Source organism: Pelolinea submarina (genome assembly GCF_003966975.1).
Lineage (GTDB): Bacteria > Chloroflexota > Anaerolineae > Anaerolineales > Anaerolineaceae > Pelolinea > Pelolinea submarina.
Window position 1 is genome coordinate 2,664,097 of the sequence record NZ_AP018437.1, and the last position, 20,135, is coordinate 2,684,231.

The following is a 20,135-nucleotide window of genomic DNA, read 5'->3' on the forward strand; positions in this document are numbered from 1 at the left end:
GTCGGATTTGGAAAGATTGTCAAAGTCATGGTGGTGGGGAAGCTCCATTCTTTTATTCGTACGTCAATCAACGCGGATAATTTTATCATCAGGCAGTAATGGATTCGTTTCTGACAAAAGTTGACAAAAGTTGACACTTAGAAGAAACGAATCTATTCGTTTTAAAAGAAACAAAAAAAGTAACACAAATTTCCTCAAAAACAGATCGAACAGAATAGGAAATAAATTTTTATAATAGTACAATCGAAATAGATTAATTAAAATCAAGAATAGTGGGATAGTATATGAATCATCTTATTGCTCATTTCCGAGATGCAGATTGTGGGAAAGAACCACAACCTTTATGGCAACATCTCTATAATGTATCCCAAATTTCAGGCAGTACCGCGGAAAAAATTGGTATAGAAAAAGCAGGAGAAGTAATTGGTTTATTACACGATTTGGGAAAAGCAAGCAAGGAATTTCAAAACTATATAAAATCTGCAGAGGGATTCATTGATCCAGATAACGATGAGTTTATTGATACCAAAGCAAAAAAAGGTAAAGTAGATCACTCCAGCGCAGGTGCTCAAATTGCTTTTCAGATTTTATCCACAAAAGGTCCCAAGGAAAAGCTTGTTGGCCAATTTCTTTCCATTTGTATTGCCTCGCATCATTCAGGTTTAATAAACTGCCTCGACCCTAATGGAAACAATCGTTTTAAAGATCGAATGAATAAGCCTGAAGAAAACACACACACTATTGAATCATTTTCTTGTCTTTCAAAAGTAGAGCAAAAGATAATCATTGATAAATTAAACAATGAGTATATTACGACCCAATTAATTAATAAACTTAATAACCTACAAGAAAAAAATGATAGCCAAGATACTTTGGTTTTTAAATACGGATTATTAATCCGTTTCCTATTTAGCTGCTTAATTGACGCTGATAGGCTTGATACGGCGAATTTTGAAATGCCAAATAGCATCAAGATGAGAAATTATGGTCAGTACCACTCTTGGGATGTTCTGGTTCAGCGGTTAGATAAAAAAATAAGGGAGTTTGAACAAAAACAGAATATCAATATTGTTGACATAACACGTACAGAGATATCTCAAGCGTGCTTTGATTTTTCAAATAAGCCAAAAGGGATTTATCAATTAACAGTTCCAACAGGTGGGGGAAAAACCCTGGCAAGCCTTCGTTTTGCTTTAAACCACGCCGCCCATCACAATATGGACAGAATTTTTTTCGTAATTCCTTATACATCCATTATTGATCAAAATGCAGAAGAAATTAGAAGAATATTAGAAGAGAAAGACAAGAATGGAAATTACTTGGACCAAGTTATTCTGGAACATCATTCTAACTTGACACCAGAAAAAGAAAGCAAAAAGCAGAGTTTATTAGCAGAAAATTGGGATGCACCAATAGTCTTTACCACCCAAGTTCAATTCCTTGAGACGTTGTTTGGTTCAGGAACAAGGAACGCTAGAAGGATGCATCAGTTAGCAAATTCAATAATCATTTTCGATGAAATTCAAACTATCCCGGTTCGATGCGTTCATATCTTCAACATTGCGCTTCGTTTTCTCATTCATGGATGCGGTTCGACAGCGGTTTTATGTACTGCCACACAGCCATTATTAGATCAAGTAGATCCGCGATCTCGCTCACTGGACATTGAACCCAACCAGCAGATCATTAAAAATGAAAATGAACTTTACAAGCGATTAAAGCGGGTGATTGTATATGATCGCCGAAAAATTGGTGGTTGGAATGAAGAAGAGACTGCTGATTTAGCTATTCGGGAAATGCAAGAGATGGGTAGTACATTGGTCGTTGTAAATACCAGAAAATCTGCGCGATTGCTATTTCAAAAAATTTTTGATAAAGGAATCAGCAATATTTTCCACCTCAGTACGAATATGTGCGCTGCTCATAGGCTTAATGTATTAAATAGAATAAAAGGATTTCTTGATTGTGATCAACCCATAATTTGTGTCAGTACCCAGCTAATTGAAGCCGGTGTAGATATTGATTTTGGTTCTGTAATACGCTACCTCGCAGGAATGGATTCTATTACACAAGCGGCAGGACGCTGTAATCGAAACGGAAAACGTGAATTTGGAAATGTCTGGATTATTAATCCAGAAAATGAAAACCTGGAAAGACTTTGGGATATCCGAATTGGTGCAGATAATGCTATTAGGGTATTGGATGAATATAAAAATAATCCGAAAGCCTTCGACGAAGATCCACTTGGTTTAAAAATAATGAGAAGGTTTTATGAATATTATTTTTATTCACGAAAAGATGAAATGAAATATAACTTTGGAAAAAAATCAATAGTGGGAAGGAATGACGATTTATTTAATTTACTTGCATTGAACAGAGTCTCTACTGAAGAATATGAACGGATTAATCATTCTGCTCCTGATACTCTCCTACGGCAATCATTTCACACTGCAACAGAAGCATTTCGCACTATTGATTCAGCGGGGCAAGGCGTGATTGTGCCTTATGGAGATGAAGGAAATCGAATTATTACTGATCTTTGCGGATCCTTTGAATCGAGGTACCAATATCAATTATTAAGAAAAGCGCAGAGATATTCCGTTAACTTATTCCCAAATGAATTCAAGCAAATGGCAAAAAATAACGCAATTGTTGAAACAAGAAAAGATTCAGGAATATTCTATCTAGATGAACAGTATTACAGCGAACTATTTGGATGGAGTACAGAAACTGAGAATCAAATGAACCTTTATATTTTTTAAGGAGATAGTAATGGACAATATTGTGGAATTCAAAGTAACTGGAAGATTTGCCCTTTTTACGGACCCACTCACAAGAATAGGAGGTGAAAAGTGTTCCTACCAAATTCCAACTTACGAAGCCATGAAAGGAATACTAAGCTCGGTATATTGGAAACCAACCATAATCTGGATCATCGATAAAGTAAGAGTCATTAAAGCGATTAGAACCCAGGTTCGAAATATAAGGCCAGTCGTTTTTAGTGGGGGAAACTCATTGTCAATTTACACCTATCTTTCAGATGTCGAATACCAAGTACTAGCACACTTTGAATGGAATCCATATCGCGAAGATATGGCCAAAGACAGAAATGAAAACAAACATTATTTCATTGCCAAGAGAATGATCGAACGTGGGGGAAGAAGGGATATATTCCTGGGAACAAGAGAATGCCAGGGTTATGTAGAACCATGCCGATTTGGAGAGGGTACCGGATTTTATGATAACTACGGTGAGCTTACCTTTGATTTAATGTTTCATGGCTTTGACTATCCAGATGAAATTGGTAAAAATGAATTTTATTCACGCTTCTGGCGACCAAAAATGGAAAATGGCCTCATAGAATTCATCCGCCCAGAAGAATGCTCTATCCGAAAATTTATCCGACCAATGAAAGCTCAAGCCCCTGCTTCTATCGGAATAATTGAGGATGGTTTATTGGAAGGTTATGGTGAGAAAGAGGAAGGTTTATGAGCTGGATCCAAAAACTATATGAAACTTATGAAAATTGCCAAGCAATGATCGGAGCGGAGAATGATGATAACGAAGTTCCACTTCTACCGATATGCCACTCAACTCAAAAAGCCCAAATTGAGATTGTAATTGATGAAAATGGAAGTTTTAAACGGGCAAAAGTAATTCCGAAGGATGAAGCCAGGACCATCATTCCCTGCACCGAAAAATCAGGCGGTAGAACCAGTGGAGAGGCACCTCACCCACTCAGCGACAAGCTTCAATATATTGCAAAGGATTATTCAAAATGGGGTGGAAAAAAAGATTCCTATTTCGAGTCATATCTCGCACAATTGGAGGAATGGTGTAATTCTGAATTTTCAGATCCTAAAATTCTTGCAATAAATAGATATGTTAAAAGAGGAAACATCATTAGCGATTTGGTCGACAACCAGATCCTTTTCGCAGAAAAAAACAACCTACTCCTGAAGAAATGGGATAAAAGCAGGGGAGAAAAAACACCTGAAATATTTGAGATTGTAACCGGCTCACAGGAGGAGGCTTTTATTCGTTGGATCGTTGAAATTCCAGGGATTCTGGAACCCAAGGTTTGGAGAGATAAATTATTATGGGATAAGTGGATCCATTTTTATTCCACAAAGAAAAGTGAAAAATCTTTCTGTTATGTAACAGGGGAAGAAGATTCTCCAGCAGACCAACACCCAGCGAAATTACGAAATGATGGAGACAAAGCTAAACTGATTTCTGCTAATGATTCCTCCGGATTTACATACAGAGGACGTTTTACCACCCCTCAACAAGTCGCAGTTGTAGGATTTGAGACCACACAGAAAGCCCATTCTGCTCTTCGCTGGCTGATCAGTCGGCAAGGATATCGAAAGGATGATCTGGCAATTGTAGCCTGGGCAACTTCCGGCACAACCATCCCGAAACCAACTGATGATCTCATATCCTTATTAGGTTTAGATAACTTGCCAATGGATAGTCTTTCGCAAATAGACACTGCTCAAGACTTAGCTATAAAACTTAGAAACAGAATTGCCGGTTACGGTCAAGAACTGGGCGATACAACCAAAATTATAGTAATGGCCTTAGATTCCGCTACGCCGGGACGTATGGCAATCACGTTTTATTGTGAGTTATCAGGGGCCGATTTCTTTAGAAAGCTTAACAACTGGCATGAATCCTGTGCCTGGATTCATACATATCGTTCAATCGATATAAAGCAGGAGAGAGGAGGCAGAATGAAAAAGACATATATTCCTTTTATCGGCGCACCCGCACCAAAGGATATCGCCTCTGCAGCCTATGGAGAAAAAGCGGATGGGAAATTGCTTAAATCAACTATTATGAGGATCCTTCCCTGCATTATTGAAGGCCAGCAGATTCCACGAGATATAGTTGAAACAACAGTCCGGCGGGCTAGCAATAGAATTGCTATGGAAAATTGGGAATGGAATAAAACCCTGACTATTGCTTGCGCGTTATTCAGAAAATATAACCAAAAGGAGATATACGAAATGACGCTAGATCCAAATAGAAAAACGAGAGATTACCTTTATGGCCGGCTACTTGCCCTGGCAGACAGCCTGGAAGAATGGGCTTTGAACACTAGTGGAGAAAGACGAGAGACGAACGCGGCAAGGCTGATGCAACGATTTTCTGAACACCCTTATAGTACTTGGAGAACGATCGAAATAGCGCTTACACCTTACAAAGCACGTCTGGGCGGTAAATCAAAGAAACGCCAGCAAATGATTGATGAGGTAATTTCATCATTCAACCCCGATGATTTTGTCAGTGACAAACGCCTTAGTGGAGAGTTCTTACTAGGTTATCACTGCCAAAGAAACCATTTGCACAAATCGGTAGAAGCAAGCAACAAAGAAGAAGAAAATAATTAATAAATATTCAAATCGAAAATCAGGAGAAATAACATGGAACCATTAAAAAACAAAATTGATTTTGCAGCTATCGTATGTGTAGAAAATGCCAATCCAAATGGTGATCCTCTAAATGGCAACCGGCCCAGAGTAAATTATGATGGGCATGGAGAGCTTTCAGATGTCTGTTTAAAGCGCAAAATCAGGAATCGTTTATTGGAATCCGGTTATTCAATCTTTGTCCAATCCGATGATAATCGCGTTGATGATTATCGCTCTCTTCGTTCAAGGGCAGAAGGCGTGTTGAAAAACATAGACATGAAAGATGAAAAACAATACCGTGAAGCAGCGTGCAAGCAATGGTTGGATGTGCGTGCTTTCGGACAAGTCTTTGCATATAAAGGCAGTGAGGATGGGTCAGGAGTATCCATAGGGATTCGCGGACCAGTATCTGTTCATCCAGCTTTTTCGATTGCACCGGTTATTGATCGCGTGACCAGCATTCAAATAACAAAAAGCGTAAGCGGTGAAGGAGATGGTACGAAAAAAGCTTCGGACACTATGGGAATGAAGCATCGTGTAGACCATGGTGTATATGTATTTTTCGGAAGTATGAATCCACAATTAGCATCCAAAACCGGATTTACAGACGAAGACTCAGAGGCAATCAAATCCGCTTTATTAACATTGTTCCGAGGAGACGCTTCATCAGCCAGACCGGAAGGAAGTATGGAGATCTACAAGTTTTACTGGTGGAAGCACAACTCCAACAACGGGCAATATTCTTCCGCAAAGGTCCACCGGTCGGTTGGGAGTAAGGTTCGTGTTAAAGAAGGCATTACTGAACCAATGCGCATTGAAGATTACTATTTCCCTAGCAAAGAAGAGATCGAACAAGAGTTGCCTGGATTAAAGTGCGAAGTGATAGAAGGGGAATGATTAGGTCAAATTTTTTCAACCACTCCGCGAATTTCAAAGCATTCATGCGATTTGAATAAACAGTGCGACAGAGACGCCCAGAAATAATCATGATAGAGAGCGCTTTTTAATTTCTATTCTATTTGGGATAAATAAATGAAAGCTGAATATTCAACTGACGAACTACTACCACTCTCGGGAATCCAGCACTTTTGTTTTTGCCGGCGACAATGGGCTTTAATCCATATTGAAAACCAGTGGCAGGACAATGTGCTCACTGCCGAGGGAAAACTCATGCATGATAGGGCAGATGACCCCTTCTTTTCAGAAGTCAGAAGAGAAGTTGTAATTGCACGTTCAGTTCCAGTGTCATCCTATCGATTAGGGCTTAATGGTGTCTGTGATGTGGTTGATTTTCATCTTTCCTACGAAGGAATTCATATTCCAGGCAGAAAAGAACAGTATCTCCCCATTCCCATTGAATATAAACATGGGGATGTAAAACGAGATCATAGTGACGAAGCGCAATTATGTGCACAGGCTATCTGCCTGGAAGAAATGTTAAGCACGGATATTCCCTTCGGATATCTTTATTATAGAAAAACCAGGCACCGGGAAAAAGTGCCTTTAACGGAGGGTTTGCGCAATTTTGTCTTTAAAATGGCAGGGGAAATGCATGCATATTATGATAGAAGTTATACACCTCAAGTCAGACCAACCAAAGCCTGCCAAAATTGTTCACTGAAGGAAATTTGTTTGCCCGGAATGCTCGGCAATGTGATAACGGCATCAAAGTATATCCAAATGCAAATCAATGGTGAGTAGATGAAAAAGTTATTGAACGTACTGTATGTTACCGCGCCGGATACTTACCTGGCATTGGATGGTGAAAATGTTATTGTCAGAAAAGACGATGATATTGCCATGCGCTTGCCGCTGCATAATCTTGAAAATATTGTTTGTTTTAATTATCAAGGCACCAGCCCGGCGTTAATGGGAGCTTGCGCAGAACATAATATCGGGTTATGTTTTCTGTCGCCACGGGGGTATTTCCTTGGCCGGGTAACAGGGAAAATAAAAGGCAATGTATTGCTGAGGAAAAAACAGTTCTTAATTTCTGAAAATGAAAAAGAGAGTGTCAAAATTGCCGCTTCATTTCTCATTGGGAAAATATCCAATTGCCGCAGGGTTATTGAGCGAGCAATTAGAGATCATGGTTTAATTATCGATCGTTTTGAATTAGGAAAGGCATCGGCTTCATTAAAGGATACATTGAAAACAATCCCAAACTGTACAAGGAATGATGATCTAATGGGATTTGAGGGCAGCTCAGCAAAGATTTATTTTAAAGTGTTTGATCAATTAATTTTGCAGCAGAAGGATAGTTTTTTTTTCAAAGAACGATCTCGCCGCCCTCCTATGGACAACATGAATACCTTACTTTCATTTTTATACACAATTCTTGCAAACGAAGCCGCATCCGCACTAGAAACTGTAGGATTAGATCCGTATATTGGATTCCTGCATCAAGATCGTCCAGGACGACCATCATTGGCATTGGACTTAATGGAAGAATTACGACCTGTATTTGCTGATCGCTTGGCACTCTCGTTAATTAATCGTAAACAAGTCAGCGGAAAGGGATTCCTGCAAAAAGAAAGCGGGGGAGTTATCATGGATGATGAAACCAGAAAGGTAGTACTCAAAGAATGGCAAGAGCGAAAAAAAGAACAAATCGTCCACCCATTTTTAAAAGAGCGGATTGATTTTGGTTTGATCCCCTATATACAGGCTTTGCTGCTTTCCCGCTACTTGAGGGGAGATTTGGATGCATATCCTCCATTTTTTTGGAATTAGGAGCCAATGTAATGATGGTTTTGATTACTTATGATGTGAATACCGAAACAGAGGATGGGAAGAAGAGGCTACGTAGAGTAGCTAAACAATGCCAAAATTATGGCCAACGTGTTCAAAACTCCGTTTTTGAATGTATTATTGATCCTGCCTTATTTAAACGGCTGCAAGCCAAATTAGCTGAAATAATGAATAAGGAAAAGGACAGTATCCGATACTATTATCTGGGAGATGATTGGAAAAAACGTGTAGAACATGTCGGAGCCAAAGCCAGTATTGACATTGAAGCCACGTTAATTGTATAAACGCGAACCCAATGTGAACATTAATTTATTGTGGGATTCGCAGAAATTTGCATAAGTATTTTACGAAATAAATCAAAATAATAGCTTTTTTCAAAGGGAAAAATAGTTGGAGTTGCAGAGTAACCCAAGATATAGGGGGACATTGGTATAATTTGTCACATGTTGCAGTCGCTCCCCGCATGGGGGGCGTGGATTGAAATTCTGCGCGAACGTCAGCCAGGCGCAGGCCTGAAAGTCGCTCCCCGCATGGGGGGCGTGGATTGAAATAGAATTGAAAGATTATCCTACATCATGGGGCTTTGGTCGCTCCCCGCATGGGGGGCGTGGATTGAAATATCATCGGGGAGCTTCCAACCACCAGGGATGATAGTCGCTCCCCGCATGGGGGGCGTGGATTGAAATATGTCAGGCGGGCGCACCGGCAAACCGGCTGCTTTGTCGCTCCCCGCATGGGGGGCGTGGATTGAAATTGGCTACCCAAAAACGTATTGCAAGTACGTAATGTCGCTCCCCGCATGGGGGGCGTGGATTGAAATATTGCGCCACTGGTCTTCTGACATTGAACCGCCGTCGCTCCCCGCATGGGGGGCGTGGATTGAAATCGTTGCCGGATTGCGCGAGGGACTTGATGGAAAGGTCGCTCCCCGCATGGGGGGCGTGGATTGAAATGTAATGCCGCGGTCACGCACAAGGAAGTAGAGTAGTCGCTCCCCGCATGGGGGGCGTGGATTGAAATTGAAGCCATTTCCATATCATAAAGCGTGGAATTTAGTCGCTCCCCGCATGGGGGGCGTGGATTGAAATAATGCCAATGGCCGCCCAATCGAAAGTGCTGGAAGTCGCTCCCCGCATGGGGGGCGTGGATTGAAATAGACCCGGGAAGAAGCTGAACAACAACGTCAGCACGTCGCTCCCCGCATGGGGGGCGTGGATTGAAATAAAAATTATTGGTACAAGATTAATTAAAATATAGTCGCTCCCCGCATGGGGGGCGTGGATTGAAATCTCGTGCTCCAGCAGATAATCGCGCTCAGGGTAGCCACGTCGCTCCCCGCATGGGGGGCGTGGATTGAAATTGGATGCTCGCGGTATTATGGTATCGCTGGGTGGTCGCTCCCCGCATGGGGGGCGTGGATTGAAATTTCGGATTTCCCTTGCTCAGCAACTGCGCACAACTGTCGCTCCCCGCATGGGGGGCGTGGATTGAAATTGTAATCGGTCGGCGTGAGCATTTCCGCATCGCGGAAGTTTGTCGCTCCCCGCATGGGGGGCGTGGATTGAAATAAGAACAACCCCGGCGCGTATCATTGGTTTTTGGGGTCGCTCCCCGCATGGGGGGCGTGGATTGAAATGTTTTCGCCTGTGGATAAGTTGTGGACAAGTGGTCGCTCCCCGCATGGGGGGCGTGGATTGAAATCTCGATGATGTCGCGCATACGCCGGTCGGTCAAGTCGCTCCCCGCATGGGGGGCGTGGATTGAAATATAACAATGGATCAAGATCGGTTGAACGTCAAAAAGTCGCTCCCCGCATGGGGGGCGTGGATTGAAATTTTCCGGTAATAATCCACCTGCTGGCGCGTGACGGTCGCTCCCCGCATGGGGGGCGTGGATTGAAATTTTCATGCGTTAGGAATTACACGCCATCGCGCAGTCGCTCCCCGCATGGGGGGCGTGGATTGAAATTACAATGTACCGAATATACATCGCCAAAATGTACGTCGCTCCCCGCATGGGGGGCGTGGATTGAAATATGTTGGATAGCGTTGCGCAAAAACAGATCTAAAGTCGCTCCCCGCATGGGGGGCGTGGATTGAAATGTTGAAAAACGGTTTTGTTTATATTTGGGATTCCAGTCGCTCCCCGCATGGGGGGCGTGGATTGAAATATACGAGCTAATCGGTAAATCAACGGGTGGAATAGTCGCTCCCCGCATGGGGGGCGTGGATTGAAATGTAAACCACGTCTTTACAACCTTGACATCTGGAGTCGCTCCCCGCATGGGGGGCGTGGATTGAAATAAAAAAGGCGCTGACGGAAAACCGGAAGGAAAGAGTCGCTCCCCGCATGGGGGGCGTGGATTGAAATAATATCGAAAAGGTGTAATCTTAGTCCATGGAAAGTCGCTCCCCGCATGGGGGGCGTGGATTGAAATTTGAATGAGAAACACGCCGAACTGACGGAGGCGGTCGCTCCCCGCATGGGGGGCGTGGATTGAAATGTAACCCTGGACGCCCGCGCGTAGAAAGGATAATGTCGCTCCCCGCATGGGGGGCGTGGATTGAAATACTACAATCATGGGCTTGACGAGACGCTGAAAAAGGTCGCTCCCCGCATGGGGGGCGTGGATTGAAATATGGAAGATTGCGACCCGCCAAGTGAACCAGAAGAGAGTCGCTCCCCGCATGGGGGGCGTGGATTGAAATATCGCCTGATAAATTACAGCGCACATTATCTTACAGGTCGCTCCCCGCATGGGGGGCGTGGATTGAAATCCAGAACTGGAGGAGAAATGAACCGCGAGATAGTGGTCGCTCCCCGCATGGGGGGCGTGGATTGAAATTAAACACCCTCGACCAATTAGAAAACCAGCGCGTGTCGCTCCCCGCATGGGGGGCGTGGATTGAAATAGGGTAATCAGGATATTGTTTGAAATCGTGGGATAGTCGCTCCCCGCATGGGGGGCGTGGATTGAAATATAGGCTCTTATGGGCAGGTCTGTATATTGCCGTAGTCGCTCCCCGCATGGGGGGCGTGGATTGAAATAAAGAGACGGCTAACAAGGAACTTGCGGACGGGGTCGCTCCCCGCATGGGGGGCGTGGATTGAAATATTGGACGGAGCTTTAAGGAGATTTGGATATGACGTCGCTCCCCGCATGGGGGGCGTGGATTGAAATACTTGGTCGGGGTATACTTGGATGAGGTCAAACGTCGCTCCCCGCATGGGGGGCGTGGATTGAAATCCTTTAGCATTGTGTAAAAACTGCTTGGGACGTCGCTCCCCGCATGGGGGGCGTGGATTGAAATCCCGCCTATTGGGTGTTGGTGCTAATCGCTGTTGGTGTCGCTCCCCGCATGGGGGGCGTGGATTGAAATATATTTATAATAACCGTTATCGTTATAAACTGACGTCGCTCCCCGCATGGGGGGCGTGGATTGAAATTTCTGTGCCCTGGTGCGGTTCCAGATCGTCAATGGTCGCTCCCCGCATGGGGGGCGTGGATTGATATTTTACGTAAAACTCCATTGAGGGCGCATTATTTCAACATACCAAAACTGTTTCCCCCACACGCTTGGGGTGTTCCTGTCAAGGGTATTTTTTAAACTGCACCCGGGTGCAGTTTTCTCTTCATACGTGGGGGTGCAGATCCTTCGGTCACTTTGTTCCCTCAGGATGACAACATTATTTTCTCCCGATCGAGAATAATTCTTGTGTTTATTCACAATTAAGAAATATTCAATCGGGCAAGATGTTAACCAAACGCGTGGGGGTGCAGATCTTTCGGTCAGGTTGTTCCCTCAGGATGACAATATTATTTTCCTTTTCTCTGAATAATTTTGTGTCCATTATTAGTAAAGAAATATACAATAAAGTAACTTATCGTTTTATCAAGGAGGTTTCAAGCATGAGCAGGAGCGAACTCATTGAAGTGGCACGGGGGGATAGACCCTTAGACTTAGTCATCCAGAACGTAAATCTGATCAATGTTTTCACTTGTGAGATCTACCCAGGCGACATCGGCATCTACGGCGAGCGCATCGCGCTGGTCGTGCCGGCCGGTTCAACGCCGCTGGAGGCCAAAGAGACCATCGATGGCACGGGCAAGTGGGCTGCGCCCGGCTTTGTGGACACGCACCTGCACATCGAAAGCAGCATGGTGACGCCCGCCAATTATGCCGCGGCGGTCCTGCCGCTGGGCACGACAGTTTCCGTCATCGACCCGCACGAGATCGGCAACGTGCTGGGCATGGAGGGCGTGCGCTACATGGTGGAGGCCAGCGAAGGACTGCCCCTGCGCGTCTATATTTCCATCCCCACCTGTGTGCCGGCCGTGCCCGGAAAAGAAACCGCCGGGGCGGAGTTCAAGGCGAAGGAGATTTCCGAGATGTTCACCTGGCCGCGCGTGATTGCCGCCGCGGAGGTGATGGATTACATCGGTGTGGTCCGGGGCAACCAGCCCATCAGCGACATTGTAACGGCCGCGCTGGACGCCGGCGTGGCCATCCAGGGCCACTCGCCCCTGCTGGTCGGGCGTGAGCTGAACGCTTATCTGGCAGCCGGCATCGAAAGCGACCACGAGATCCGCGACGGGAACGAAGCGGTCGAGAAGATCCGTCTGGGCATGCTGCCGCTGTTGAAATTAAGCTCCTTCGGCAATCCGGTCAAGGTGGTCATTCCGGCTGTCAAAGACCTGCCCTTCCTCGACATTGCATTGTGCACAGACGACATCGAACCCGACGACATCATCAGCAAAGGCCACATGGACCGTGTGATCCGCGAGGTAATCGCTTACGGCATCCAGCCCGCCCTGGCCTACCGCTGGGCCTCGCTGACCGGCGCGCGCGCTTACCAACTGAAAGACCTGGGCGCCATCGCCCCGGGATATTATGCCAACATCCTGCTGCTGAACTCGCTGGAGGATGTGCGCGTCAACGACGTGCTGATCAACGGGAAGTTCGTCTCCAAAAACGGCAAGCTGATCATCGACATTCCCGAGCCGCCGGTGTCGATCAATCCCGCCAATAGCGTGATCTTCAGCCAACGCCCCAGCCGTGAGACCCTCCGGATCAAAGCACCCATTGAAAACGGGAGCGTGGATGTCAATATCATTCACCTGCTGGAAAGCGGCATGACCGAATTGCACAGAAACAGCGTTCCGGTCAAGGACGGGTATCTCAACCTGGCTGGCAGCTCGGATGATATGTGTTATTTGGGTGTTGTGCCGCGCCACGGCCAACCCCATGCCGCAACGACTGTATTGCTGAGCGGCCTGCACCTGCGCGAAGCCACCCTGGCCACCACCATCGCGCACGATTCGCACAACCTGTTGATTGCCGGGCACAACCCGGAAGACATGCTCATGGCTGCCCTGGAGTTGGAAAAATGCGGCGGCGGCGTGATATTTGTGAAGAACCAAAAAGTTCTGGGAAAGCTTGAACTGCCGATTGCCGGGTTAATGTCGCCGAAATCTGTAGCGGAGCTGGCAGAGGAGACTTCTGTTCTGAACCGCATCGGCCGGGAACTGGGCTTGACCACCCTGTCACCCATACTGGCCATCGCCGGGCTAGCCCTGCCCGTCGTGCCGGAGGTACGCGTGACCGATCTGGTCGGATTGCTGGATACCGTCCTTCAGAAGGAGATTGATCTGTTTTAATTTCACATTTAGTATTGTTGGATTACACGATGGTAAGGTATAATCTTCGTGTTCGGGGCGTAGCGCAGACCGGTAGCGCGCACGGTTCGGGTCCGTGAGGCCGGCGGTTCAAATCCGCCCGCCCCGACTTTCTTAAGGAGACTGCTTTGAAAGCAGTCTTTTTATTTTGCCGGTGTTCAAATCCGTACTGAAAACAGAAAATCTGTTTTCAGTATCTTCGTCCATTTCTTACGAAATGGACTGCGACCCGCCCCCCCCTGACGACCACTTTCGTAGTGGTCGTTTTGCTTTAAGCACCCTTTTCTCTATTCGGGTCCGTGCCCCCCAAGGGGATGCTGCGCGAAGGTCGGCGGTTCAAATCCGCCCGCCCCGACTATAAAGAAGAATCTCTCACATAAATGAGAGATTTTTTTTGTTAATGTATCATCTTTAATTAATTTTCTCTGCTCGATACAGGTTTACCGGACGCAAACCTGTATCAAGTATCTACGCTCACTGCTCCTGCAGTGAGCTTCGACGACTGACGACCACTTTCGCAGTGGTCGTTTTGTTTTAAGCACGCTTTTCTCTGTTCGGGTCCGTGTCCCCCAAGGGGATGCTGCGCGAAGGTCGGCGGTTCAAATCCGTACTGAAAACAGAAAATCTGTTTTCAGCATCTTCGTCCATTTCTTACGAAATGGACTGCGACCCGCCGACCTTATAAAAAATCTCTCGCATAAATGAGAGATTTTTTTTATTAACATATCCACTTAGATTAAATTTCTCTGCTCGATACAGGTTTACCGGATGCAAACCTGTATCGAGTATCTACGCTCACTGCTCCTGCAGTGAGCTTCGACGACTGACGACCACTTTCGCAGTGGTCGTTTCGCTTTAAGCACCCTTTTCTCTATTCGGGTCCGTGCCCCCCAAGGGGGTGCTTCGCGACCCGCCAAGGGGGTGCTTCGCGAAGGCCCAAGGGGGTTTTGCGCGACTCGCCATCAGATCAAATGCCCTCCCTGTTCCGCGCAGCCGGAACGGGGAGGGATAGGGAGGGGCTGAAGCTGAAATTTGCATAATAGCAGCGGGATCACTCGTCACTACTGAATACAAGAAGAATCCCGCCCTACACATTATTTAGTATTGCTGGCCGAGATTCTCACGCTCACTACGTTCGCTCAGAATGACATTGGAAAGAATTTCCGGTTTTTTCCCTCTCGATGTCTGCAAAGTCTGAACAGGGAGACTCAGAAAGGGGTAAAAAATAGACGCCAGCGAGCATCAACCGGCGTCTCAAATGAACCTATCTAGCAACTCTTACTGGGCCGGCACGACCCATATGCCATCGTCGTCCTGCGCGATGAAGTCCGCGGCCCCGTTCCCGGTCACATCTCCCAGGAAGCAGCCTAAATCACACAGAACCGTAGTCCCGTTGGTACAATTGGCGGGCGCGCCAAAGCTGGAGCCGTTGGAAAGCAGCACGTAAATACCATCCATATCCTGCGCGATAAAGTCGGCCTTGCCGTCGCCATCCGCATCCGCGAAATAGCAGCCCTCATCACAGGCTACCGGGCCGCCGCTCCAGTTGCTGTACGGGCCGAAGCTGCTGCCGGTGGAGGGCAGCACATTCAAGCCGTCGTTATCATGCGCGATAAAATCCGCCAGCCCATCGCCGGTCACATCGGCATAAAAACAGCCCTGCTGGCAAACGCCGTCCGACCATTTTTGCGCCGCGCCGAAGGCCGCCCCCGTGGAGGGCAGCACGTACACGCCATCATCATCGGAAGCAGCATGGTGACGCCCGCCAATTATGCGTCTGCGGTCCTGCCGCTGGGCACCACCGTCTCCGTGATCGACCCGCACGAGATCGGCAATGTGCTGGGCATGGAGGGTGTGCGCTACATGGTGGAGGCCAGCGAAGGACTGCCCCTGCGCGTCTATATTTCCATCCCCACCTGTGTGCCGGCCGTGCCCGGAAAAGAAACCGCCGGGGCGGAGTTCAAGGCGAAGGAAATCGCCGAGATGTTCAAGTGGCCGCGCGTGATCGCCGCCGCGGAGGTGATGGATTACATCGGCGTGGTCAGGGGCAACCAACCCATCAGCGACATCGTGACAGCCGCGCTGGACGCCGGCGTGGCCATCCAGGGCCACTCGCCCCTGCTGGTCGGGCGCGAGCTGAACGCCTATCTGGCGGCCGGTATCGAAAGCGATCACGAGATCCGCGACGGGAACGAAGCGGTCGAGAAGATCCGCCTGGGCATGCTGCCGCTGCTGAAATTAAGCTCATTTGGAAATCCGGTTAAGGTAGTCATTCCGGCCATCAAAGACTTGCCCTTCATTGACATCGCGTTGTGCACGGACGACATCGAACCCGACGACATCATCAGCAAAGGCCACATGGACCGCGTCGTGCGCGAGGTAATCAAATACGGCATCCAGCCCGCCCTGGCCTACCGCTGGGCTTCACTGACCGGCGCGCGCGCCTACCAATTGAAAGACTTGGGCGCCATCGCCCCCGGGTATTATGCCAACATCCTGCTGTTGAACTCGCTGGAAGATGTGCGCGTCAACGACGTGCTGATCAACGGAAAATTCGTCTCCAAAAACGGCAAGCTGATCATCGATATTCCCGAACCGCCGGTGTCGATCAACCCCGCCAACAGCGTGATTTTCGGCCAACGTCCCAGCCGCGAGACCTTCCGGATCAAAGCGCCGGTTGAAAACGGGAGCGTGGATGTCAATTTCATCCACCTGCTGGAAAGCGGCATGACCGAATTGCACAGAAACAGCGTTCCGGTCAAGGACGGGTATCTCAACCTGGCTGGCAGCTCGGATGATATGTGTTATCTGAGCGTGGTGCCGCGCCACGGCCAGCCGCACGCTGCAACGACTGTATTGCTGAGCGGCCTGCACCTGCGCGAGGCCACCCTGGCCACCACCATCGCGCACGATTCGCATAACCTGTTGATCGCCGGGCACAATCCGGATGATATGCTCGTGGCTGCCCTGGAGTTGGAAAAATGCGGCGGCGGCGTGATATTTGTGAAGAACCAAAAAGTTCTGGGAAAGCTTGAATTGCCGATTGCCGGACTAATGTCGCCGAAATCGGTAGCGGAGCTGGCGGAAGAAACTTCCGTCTTGAACCGCATCGGCCGGGAACTGGGCTTGACCACCCTGTCGCCCATATTGGCCATCGCCGGGCTGGCCCTGCCCGTCGTGCCGGAGGTACGCGTGACCGACCTGGTCGGGTTGCTGGATACCGTCCTTCAGAAGGAGATTGATCTGTTTTAATTTCACATTTAGTATTGTTGGATTACACGATGGTAAGGTATAATCTTCGTGTTCGGGGCGTAGCGCAGACCGGTAGCGCGCACGGTTCGGGTCCGTGAGGCCGGCGGTTCAAATCCGCCCGCCCCGACTGACGACCACTTTCGCAGTGGTCGTTTTGTTTTAAACACCCTTTTCTTTATTCGGGTCCGTGCCCCCCAAGGGGGTGCTTCGCGAAAGCCGGCGGTTCAAATCCGCCCGCCCCGACTATAAAGAAGAATCTCTCACATAAATGAGAGATTTTTTTAGTTAACATATCCTCTTTAATTAATTTTCTCTGCTCGATACAGGTTCGCCCGGACGCAAACCTGTATCGAGTATCTACGCTCACTGCTCTTGCAGTGAGCTTCGACGACTGACGACCACTTTCGCAGTGGTCGTTTTGCTTTAAGCACCCTTTTCTCTATTCGGGTCCGTGCCCCCCAAGGGGGTGCTTCGCGAAGGCCGGCGGTTCAAATCCGCCCGCCCCGACTTTTTTTAGGAGACTGCTTTGAAAGCAGTCTTTTTATTTTTCCGGTGTTCAAATCCGTACTGAAAACAGATTTTCTGTTTTCAGTATCTTCGTCCATTTCTTACGAAATGGACTGCGACCCGCCGACCTTAAAAATAATCTCTCGCATAAATGAGAGATTATTTTTATTAACATATCCACTTAGATTAAATTTCTCTGCTCGATACAGGTTTACCGGATGCAAACCTGTATCGAGTATCTACGCTCACTGCTCCTGCAGTGAGCTTCGACGACTGACGACCACTTTCGCAGTGGTCGTTTTGCTTTAAGCACCCTTTTCTCTATTGGGGTCCGTGCCCCCCCAAGGGGGTGCTTCGCGACCCGCCCCAACACCGCTGATGTCATTCTGAGGGAGCGCCCGAAAGGTGCGACCGATTGAATCTCGGCCAAAATAAATAATGCCTTTACTTCATGGTAAATTACCCACCATTGAAATTGCCAGGTCAGGCAGCTGAGATTGCTTCGCCCTCCGGGCTCGCAATGACAATTGAAAGACCAAAGCGCCTTGAGTTTATCGAAGGGCAGTCCGGCATTTGCTCTGATCTTCCATTTCACAATAAGCGTTTGAATCACGGGGGTGATTATTACCTTTCCTATACATTCAGGCCGAGATTCTCTCCCCAAGGGAGTGCTTCGCGATCACTTCGCTAAGAATGACATCTTAAGCTTGGCAGGGATTCTTCCGGTTGGCTTTCCCCAAGGGAACGCTTCGCGGTCGACAAGCTCAGCCAACGTTTTGCCCCTCAAGATGGGGGTAAAAAAAAGACGCCGGTGAGGTTTCACCGGCGTTTTGATCATCCAAAAATAAGCCTACTGGGCCGGCACGACCCAGATGCCGTCGTCGTCCTGCGCGATGAAGTCCGCGGCGCCGTTCCCGGTCACATCTCCCAGGAAGCAGCCTAAATCACACAGAACCGTAGTCCCATTGGTCCAATTAGCGGGCGCGCCAAAGCTGGAGCCGTTGGAAAGCAGCACGTAAATGCCCTCCATATCCTGCGCGATAAAGTCGGCCTTGCCGTCGCCATCCGCATCCGCGAAAAAGCAGCCCTCATCACAGGCAACCGGGCCGCCGCTCCAGTTGCTGTACGGCCCAAAGCTGCTGCCGGTGGAGGGCAGCACGTTCAAGCCGTCATTATCATGCGCGATAAAATCCGCCAACCCATCGCCGGTTACGTCGGCATAGAAACAGCCCTGCTGGCAAACGCCGTCCGACCATTTCTGCGCCGCGCCGAAGGCCGCCCCCGTGGAGGGCAGCACGTACACGCCATCATCATCGGAAGCGATGAAATCAGCCTTGCCATCCCCGGTTACATCTTTCAGGGAGCAGCCGTTATCGCAGCCCACCGGCGCGCCGGTCCAGTTGCCGGCCGGACCGAAGCCGATCCCGGTGGAAGGCAGGACGAATACACCGCCCACGTCATGCGCGATAAAATCTGCCAAGCCATCACCGGTCACATCGGCGAAATAGCAATTATTATCGCAAGTTACCTTTTGGCCGGTCCAATTGGTATATTGAGGAAAACCGCTTCCGGTAGAAGGCAGCACATTCAGCCCGTCATTATCCTGGGCAATAAAATCGGCCAACCCATCACCGGTTACATCCGCAAAAAAGCAGGCAATTTGACAAACCCCGTCTGACCATTTCTGTGCCTGTCCATAAGAAGAAGCCAGGGAAAGAGCCGGCGCAGCTTCCGCTTTGGCGGGTGCGGCGGGAACAGCAGTCGCATTCACGGCGTTGGCCTGCTGCGCCTCACTGGTAGCCTCGTTGACCTGCATTTCAAAGGCCATTTTGGTCATTTCGAAAGCCATTTGGGTGGATTCCATCTCCCCCGAGTTTCCCTTATCCGACGTTCCAATAGTGACACAACCTGAAAAAATCAAAGTTCCGATTAGGGCAGCTGCCAAAATACCTCGATGCATTCTTCCAATAACCATTAAGCTCTCCTCACTAAATCATTAATTTCTATGAATACCTGACAATTCATTCATCCTATCATATCTTATCCATTCTGACAATTAATGGAATATTTACTACTACTGACATTTGTCTATAGACATTTATCTATTTGCTTATTAACTATTGACTTTTAGCATATAGTTTGCTATAATACCCAACATGAGAGATATTAGACACATGAATAGAAGCCGCCACGGGCGCGGAAGGCTGATGCTGCAACCCAGTTTGTTGCTGATCATGCAGCAAGGCCCGGCCCACGGCTACGAACTGATGGAGCGCCTGAAGGAATTCGGCTTGGGCGATATCGACCCCAGCCTGATTTACCGTGCGCTGCATGGCTTGGAAGCAGAAAGGCTCATCAGTTCCAGCTGGGATGAAAAAGACAGCCAGGGACCGCCCCGGCGGGTATATCACCTGACCCCCAACGGCCAGGAAATGCTGGCCCAGCATCTGGAAGAATTGAAAAAAATCCGTCAAAAAATCGACGAATGGATCCAGGCTTATGAAAGCCACATGAAAACTGACAAATAAAGA

Annotated in this window: 12 protein-coding genes, 2 tRNA genes and 1 CRISPR repeat array; of the genes, 12 read left to right on the forward strand and 2 right to left on the reverse strand. The window is 47.9% G+C overall.

All coding sequences use genetic code 11. The features are described from left to right. Positions 1-284 precede the first annotated feature (284 nt). The 9 genes from cas3 (at position 285) to Pelsub_RS11740 (ending at position 13,954) form a co-directional block, all read left to right on the forward strand. Positions 285-2,762 carry a CRISPR-associated helicase Cas3' gene (gene cas3, locus Pelsub_RS11700; protein WP_116223558.1) on the forward strand — a complete coding sequence of 826 codons (2,478 nt, stop codon included), beginning with the start codon at positions 285-287 and terminating at the stop codon, positions 2,760-2,762. A 10-nt stretch (positions 2,763-2,772) separates the two neighbouring features. Beyond that, on the forward strand, positions 2,773-3,492 hold the full coding sequence (gene cas5c, locus Pelsub_RS11705) for a type I-C CRISPR-associated protein Cas5c (protein ID WP_116223557.1): 720 nt from the start codon (positions 2,773-2,775) through the stop codon (positions 3,490-3,492). Continuing rightward, a complete protein-coding gene (cas8c, locus tag Pelsub_RS11710) occupies positions 3,489-5,396 on the forward strand; it encodes a type I-C CRISPR-associated protein Cas8c/Csd1 (RefSeq protein WP_116223556.1) in 1,908 nt (635 codons plus the stop codon). Before cas5c ends, cas8c begins: the two co-directional genes overlap by 4 nt. Before the next feature lie 33 nt (positions 5,397-5,429). Continuing rightward, the gene (gene cas7c / locus Pelsub_RS11715) at positions 5,430-6,314 is read left to right on the forward strand and encodes a type I-C CRISPR-associated protein Cas7/Csd2 (protein WP_116223555.1); all 885 of its coding nucleotides are present in this window, start codon (positions 5,430-5,432) and stop codon (positions 6,312-6,314) included. A 135-nt stretch (positions 6,315-6,449) separates the two neighbouring features. Beyond that, a complete protein-coding gene (gene cas4, locus Pelsub_RS11720; protein WP_116223554.1) occupies positions 6,450-7,118 on the forward strand; it encodes a CRISPR-associated protein Cas4 in 669 nt (222 codons plus the stop codon). After that, on the forward strand, positions 7,119-8,150 hold the full coding sequence (gene cas1c / locus Pelsub_RS11725) for a type I-C CRISPR-associated endonuclease Cas1c (protein WP_116223553.1): 1,032 nt from the start codon (positions 7,119-7,121) through the stop codon (positions 8,148-8,150). A gap of 11 nt (positions 8,151-8,161) precedes the next feature. After that, a complete protein-coding gene (gene cas2 / locus Pelsub_RS11730; protein ID WP_116223552.1) occupies positions 8,162-8,452 on the forward strand; it encodes a CRISPR-associated endonuclease Cas2 in 291 nt (96 codons plus the stop codon). A 167-nt stretch (positions 8,453-8,619) separates the two neighbouring features. Further along, a CRISPR array of direct repeats spans positions 8,620-11,682; the repeat unit is 33 nt; unit sequence GTCGCTCCCCGCATGGGGGGCGTGGATTGAAAT. Positions 11,683-12,078: 396 nt separating this feature from the next. Beyond that, positions 12,079-13,827: an adenine deaminase gene (locus tag Pelsub_RS11735; RefSeq protein ID WP_158675091.1), complete on the forward strand. Its 1,749-nt coding sequence runs from the start codon at positions 12,079-12,081 to the stop codon at positions 13,825-13,827. Between the two features lie 53 nt (positions 13,828-13,880). Next, positions 13,881-13,954, forward strand: a tRNA-Pro gene (locus tag Pelsub_RS11740). Between the two features lie 1,169 nt (positions 13,955-15,123). On the opposite strand, the gene Pelsub_RS11745 is transcribed toward Pelsub_RS11740, so the two are convergent. Beyond that, positions 15,124-15,570 carry an FG-GAP repeat domain-containing protein gene (locus Pelsub_RS11745; protein ID WP_158675092.1) on the reverse strand — a complete coding sequence of 149 codons (447 nt, stop codon included), beginning with the start codon at positions 15,568-15,570 and terminating at the stop codon, positions 15,124-15,126. Positions 15,571-15,597: 27 nt separating this feature from the next. Between Pelsub_RS11745 and Pelsub_RS11750 the strand changes: the two genes are divergently transcribed. Both Pelsub_RS11750 and Pelsub_RS11755 read left to right on the forward strand, forming a co-directional pair. Beyond that, positions 15,598-17,097, forward strand: a complete 1,500-nt coding sequence (locus tag Pelsub_RS11750; RefSeq protein WP_158675093.1) for an adenine deaminase — start codon at positions 15,598-15,600, stop codon at positions 17,095-17,097. Between the two features lie 53 nt (positions 17,098-17,150). Beyond that, positions 17,151-17,224 (forward strand) — tRNA-Pro (locus tag Pelsub_RS11755). Between the two features lie 1,230 nt (positions 17,225-18,454). On the opposite strand, the gene Pelsub_RS11760 is transcribed toward Pelsub_RS11755, so the two are convergent. Then, entirely contained in the window at positions 18,455-19,579 is a 1,125-nt protein-coding gene (locus Pelsub_RS11760; RefSeq protein WP_116223549.1) for an FG-GAP repeat domain-containing protein, read from the reverse strand. A 199-nt stretch (positions 19,580-19,778) separates the two neighbouring features. Here Pelsub_RS11760 and Pelsub_RS11765 point away from each other — a divergent pair, with 199 nt between their 5' ends. Then, positions 19,779-20,132 carry a PadR family transcriptional regulator gene (locus Pelsub_RS11765; RefSeq protein WP_158675094.1) on the forward strand — a complete coding sequence of 118 codons (354 nt, stop codon included), beginning with the start codon at positions 19,779-19,781 and terminating at the stop codon, positions 20,130-20,132. Positions 20,133-20,135: the final 3 nt, after the last annotated feature.

Coding starts and splice junctions, on each gene's coding strand:
- cas3 (WP_116223558.1), top strand. CDS start 285: ATGAATCATCTTATTGCTCATTTCCGAGATGCAGATTGTGGGAAAGAA.
- cas5c (WP_116223557.1), top strand. CDS start 2,773: ATGGACAATATTGTGGAATTCAAAGTAACTGGAAGATTTGCCCTTTTT.
- cas8c (WP_116223556.1), top strand. CDS start 3,489: ATGAGCTGGATCCAAAAACTATATGAAACTTATGAAAATTGCCAAGCA.
- cas7c (WP_116223555.1), top strand. CDS start 5,430: ATGGAACCATTAAAAAACAAAATTGATTTTGCAGCTATCGTATGTGTA.
- cas4 (WP_116223554.1), top strand. CDS start 6,450: ATGAAAGCTGAATATTCAACTGACGAACTACTACCACTCTCGGGAATC.
- cas1c (WP_116223553.1), top strand. CDS start 7,119: ATGAAAAAGTTATTGAACGTACTGTATGTTACCGCGCCGGATACTTAC.
- cas2 (WP_116223552.1), top strand. CDS start 8,162: ATGATGGTTTTGATTACTTATGATGTGAATACCGAAACAGAGGATGGG.
- Pelsub_RS11735 (WP_158675091.1), top strand. CDS start 12,079: ATGAGCAGGAGCGAACTCATTGAAGTGGCACGGGGGGATAGACCCTTA.
- Pelsub_RS11750 (WP_158675093.1), top strand. CDS start 15,598: ATGGTGACGCCCGCCAATTATGCGTCTGCGGTCCTGCCGCTGGGCACC.
- Pelsub_RS11760 (WP_116223549.1), bottom strand. CDS start 19,579: ATGGTTATTGGAAGAATGCATCGAGGTATTTTGGCAGCTGCCCTAATC.
- Pelsub_RS11765 (WP_158675094.1), top strand. CDS start 19,779: ATGAATAGAAGCCGCCACGGGCGCGGAAGGCTGATGCTGCAACCCAGT.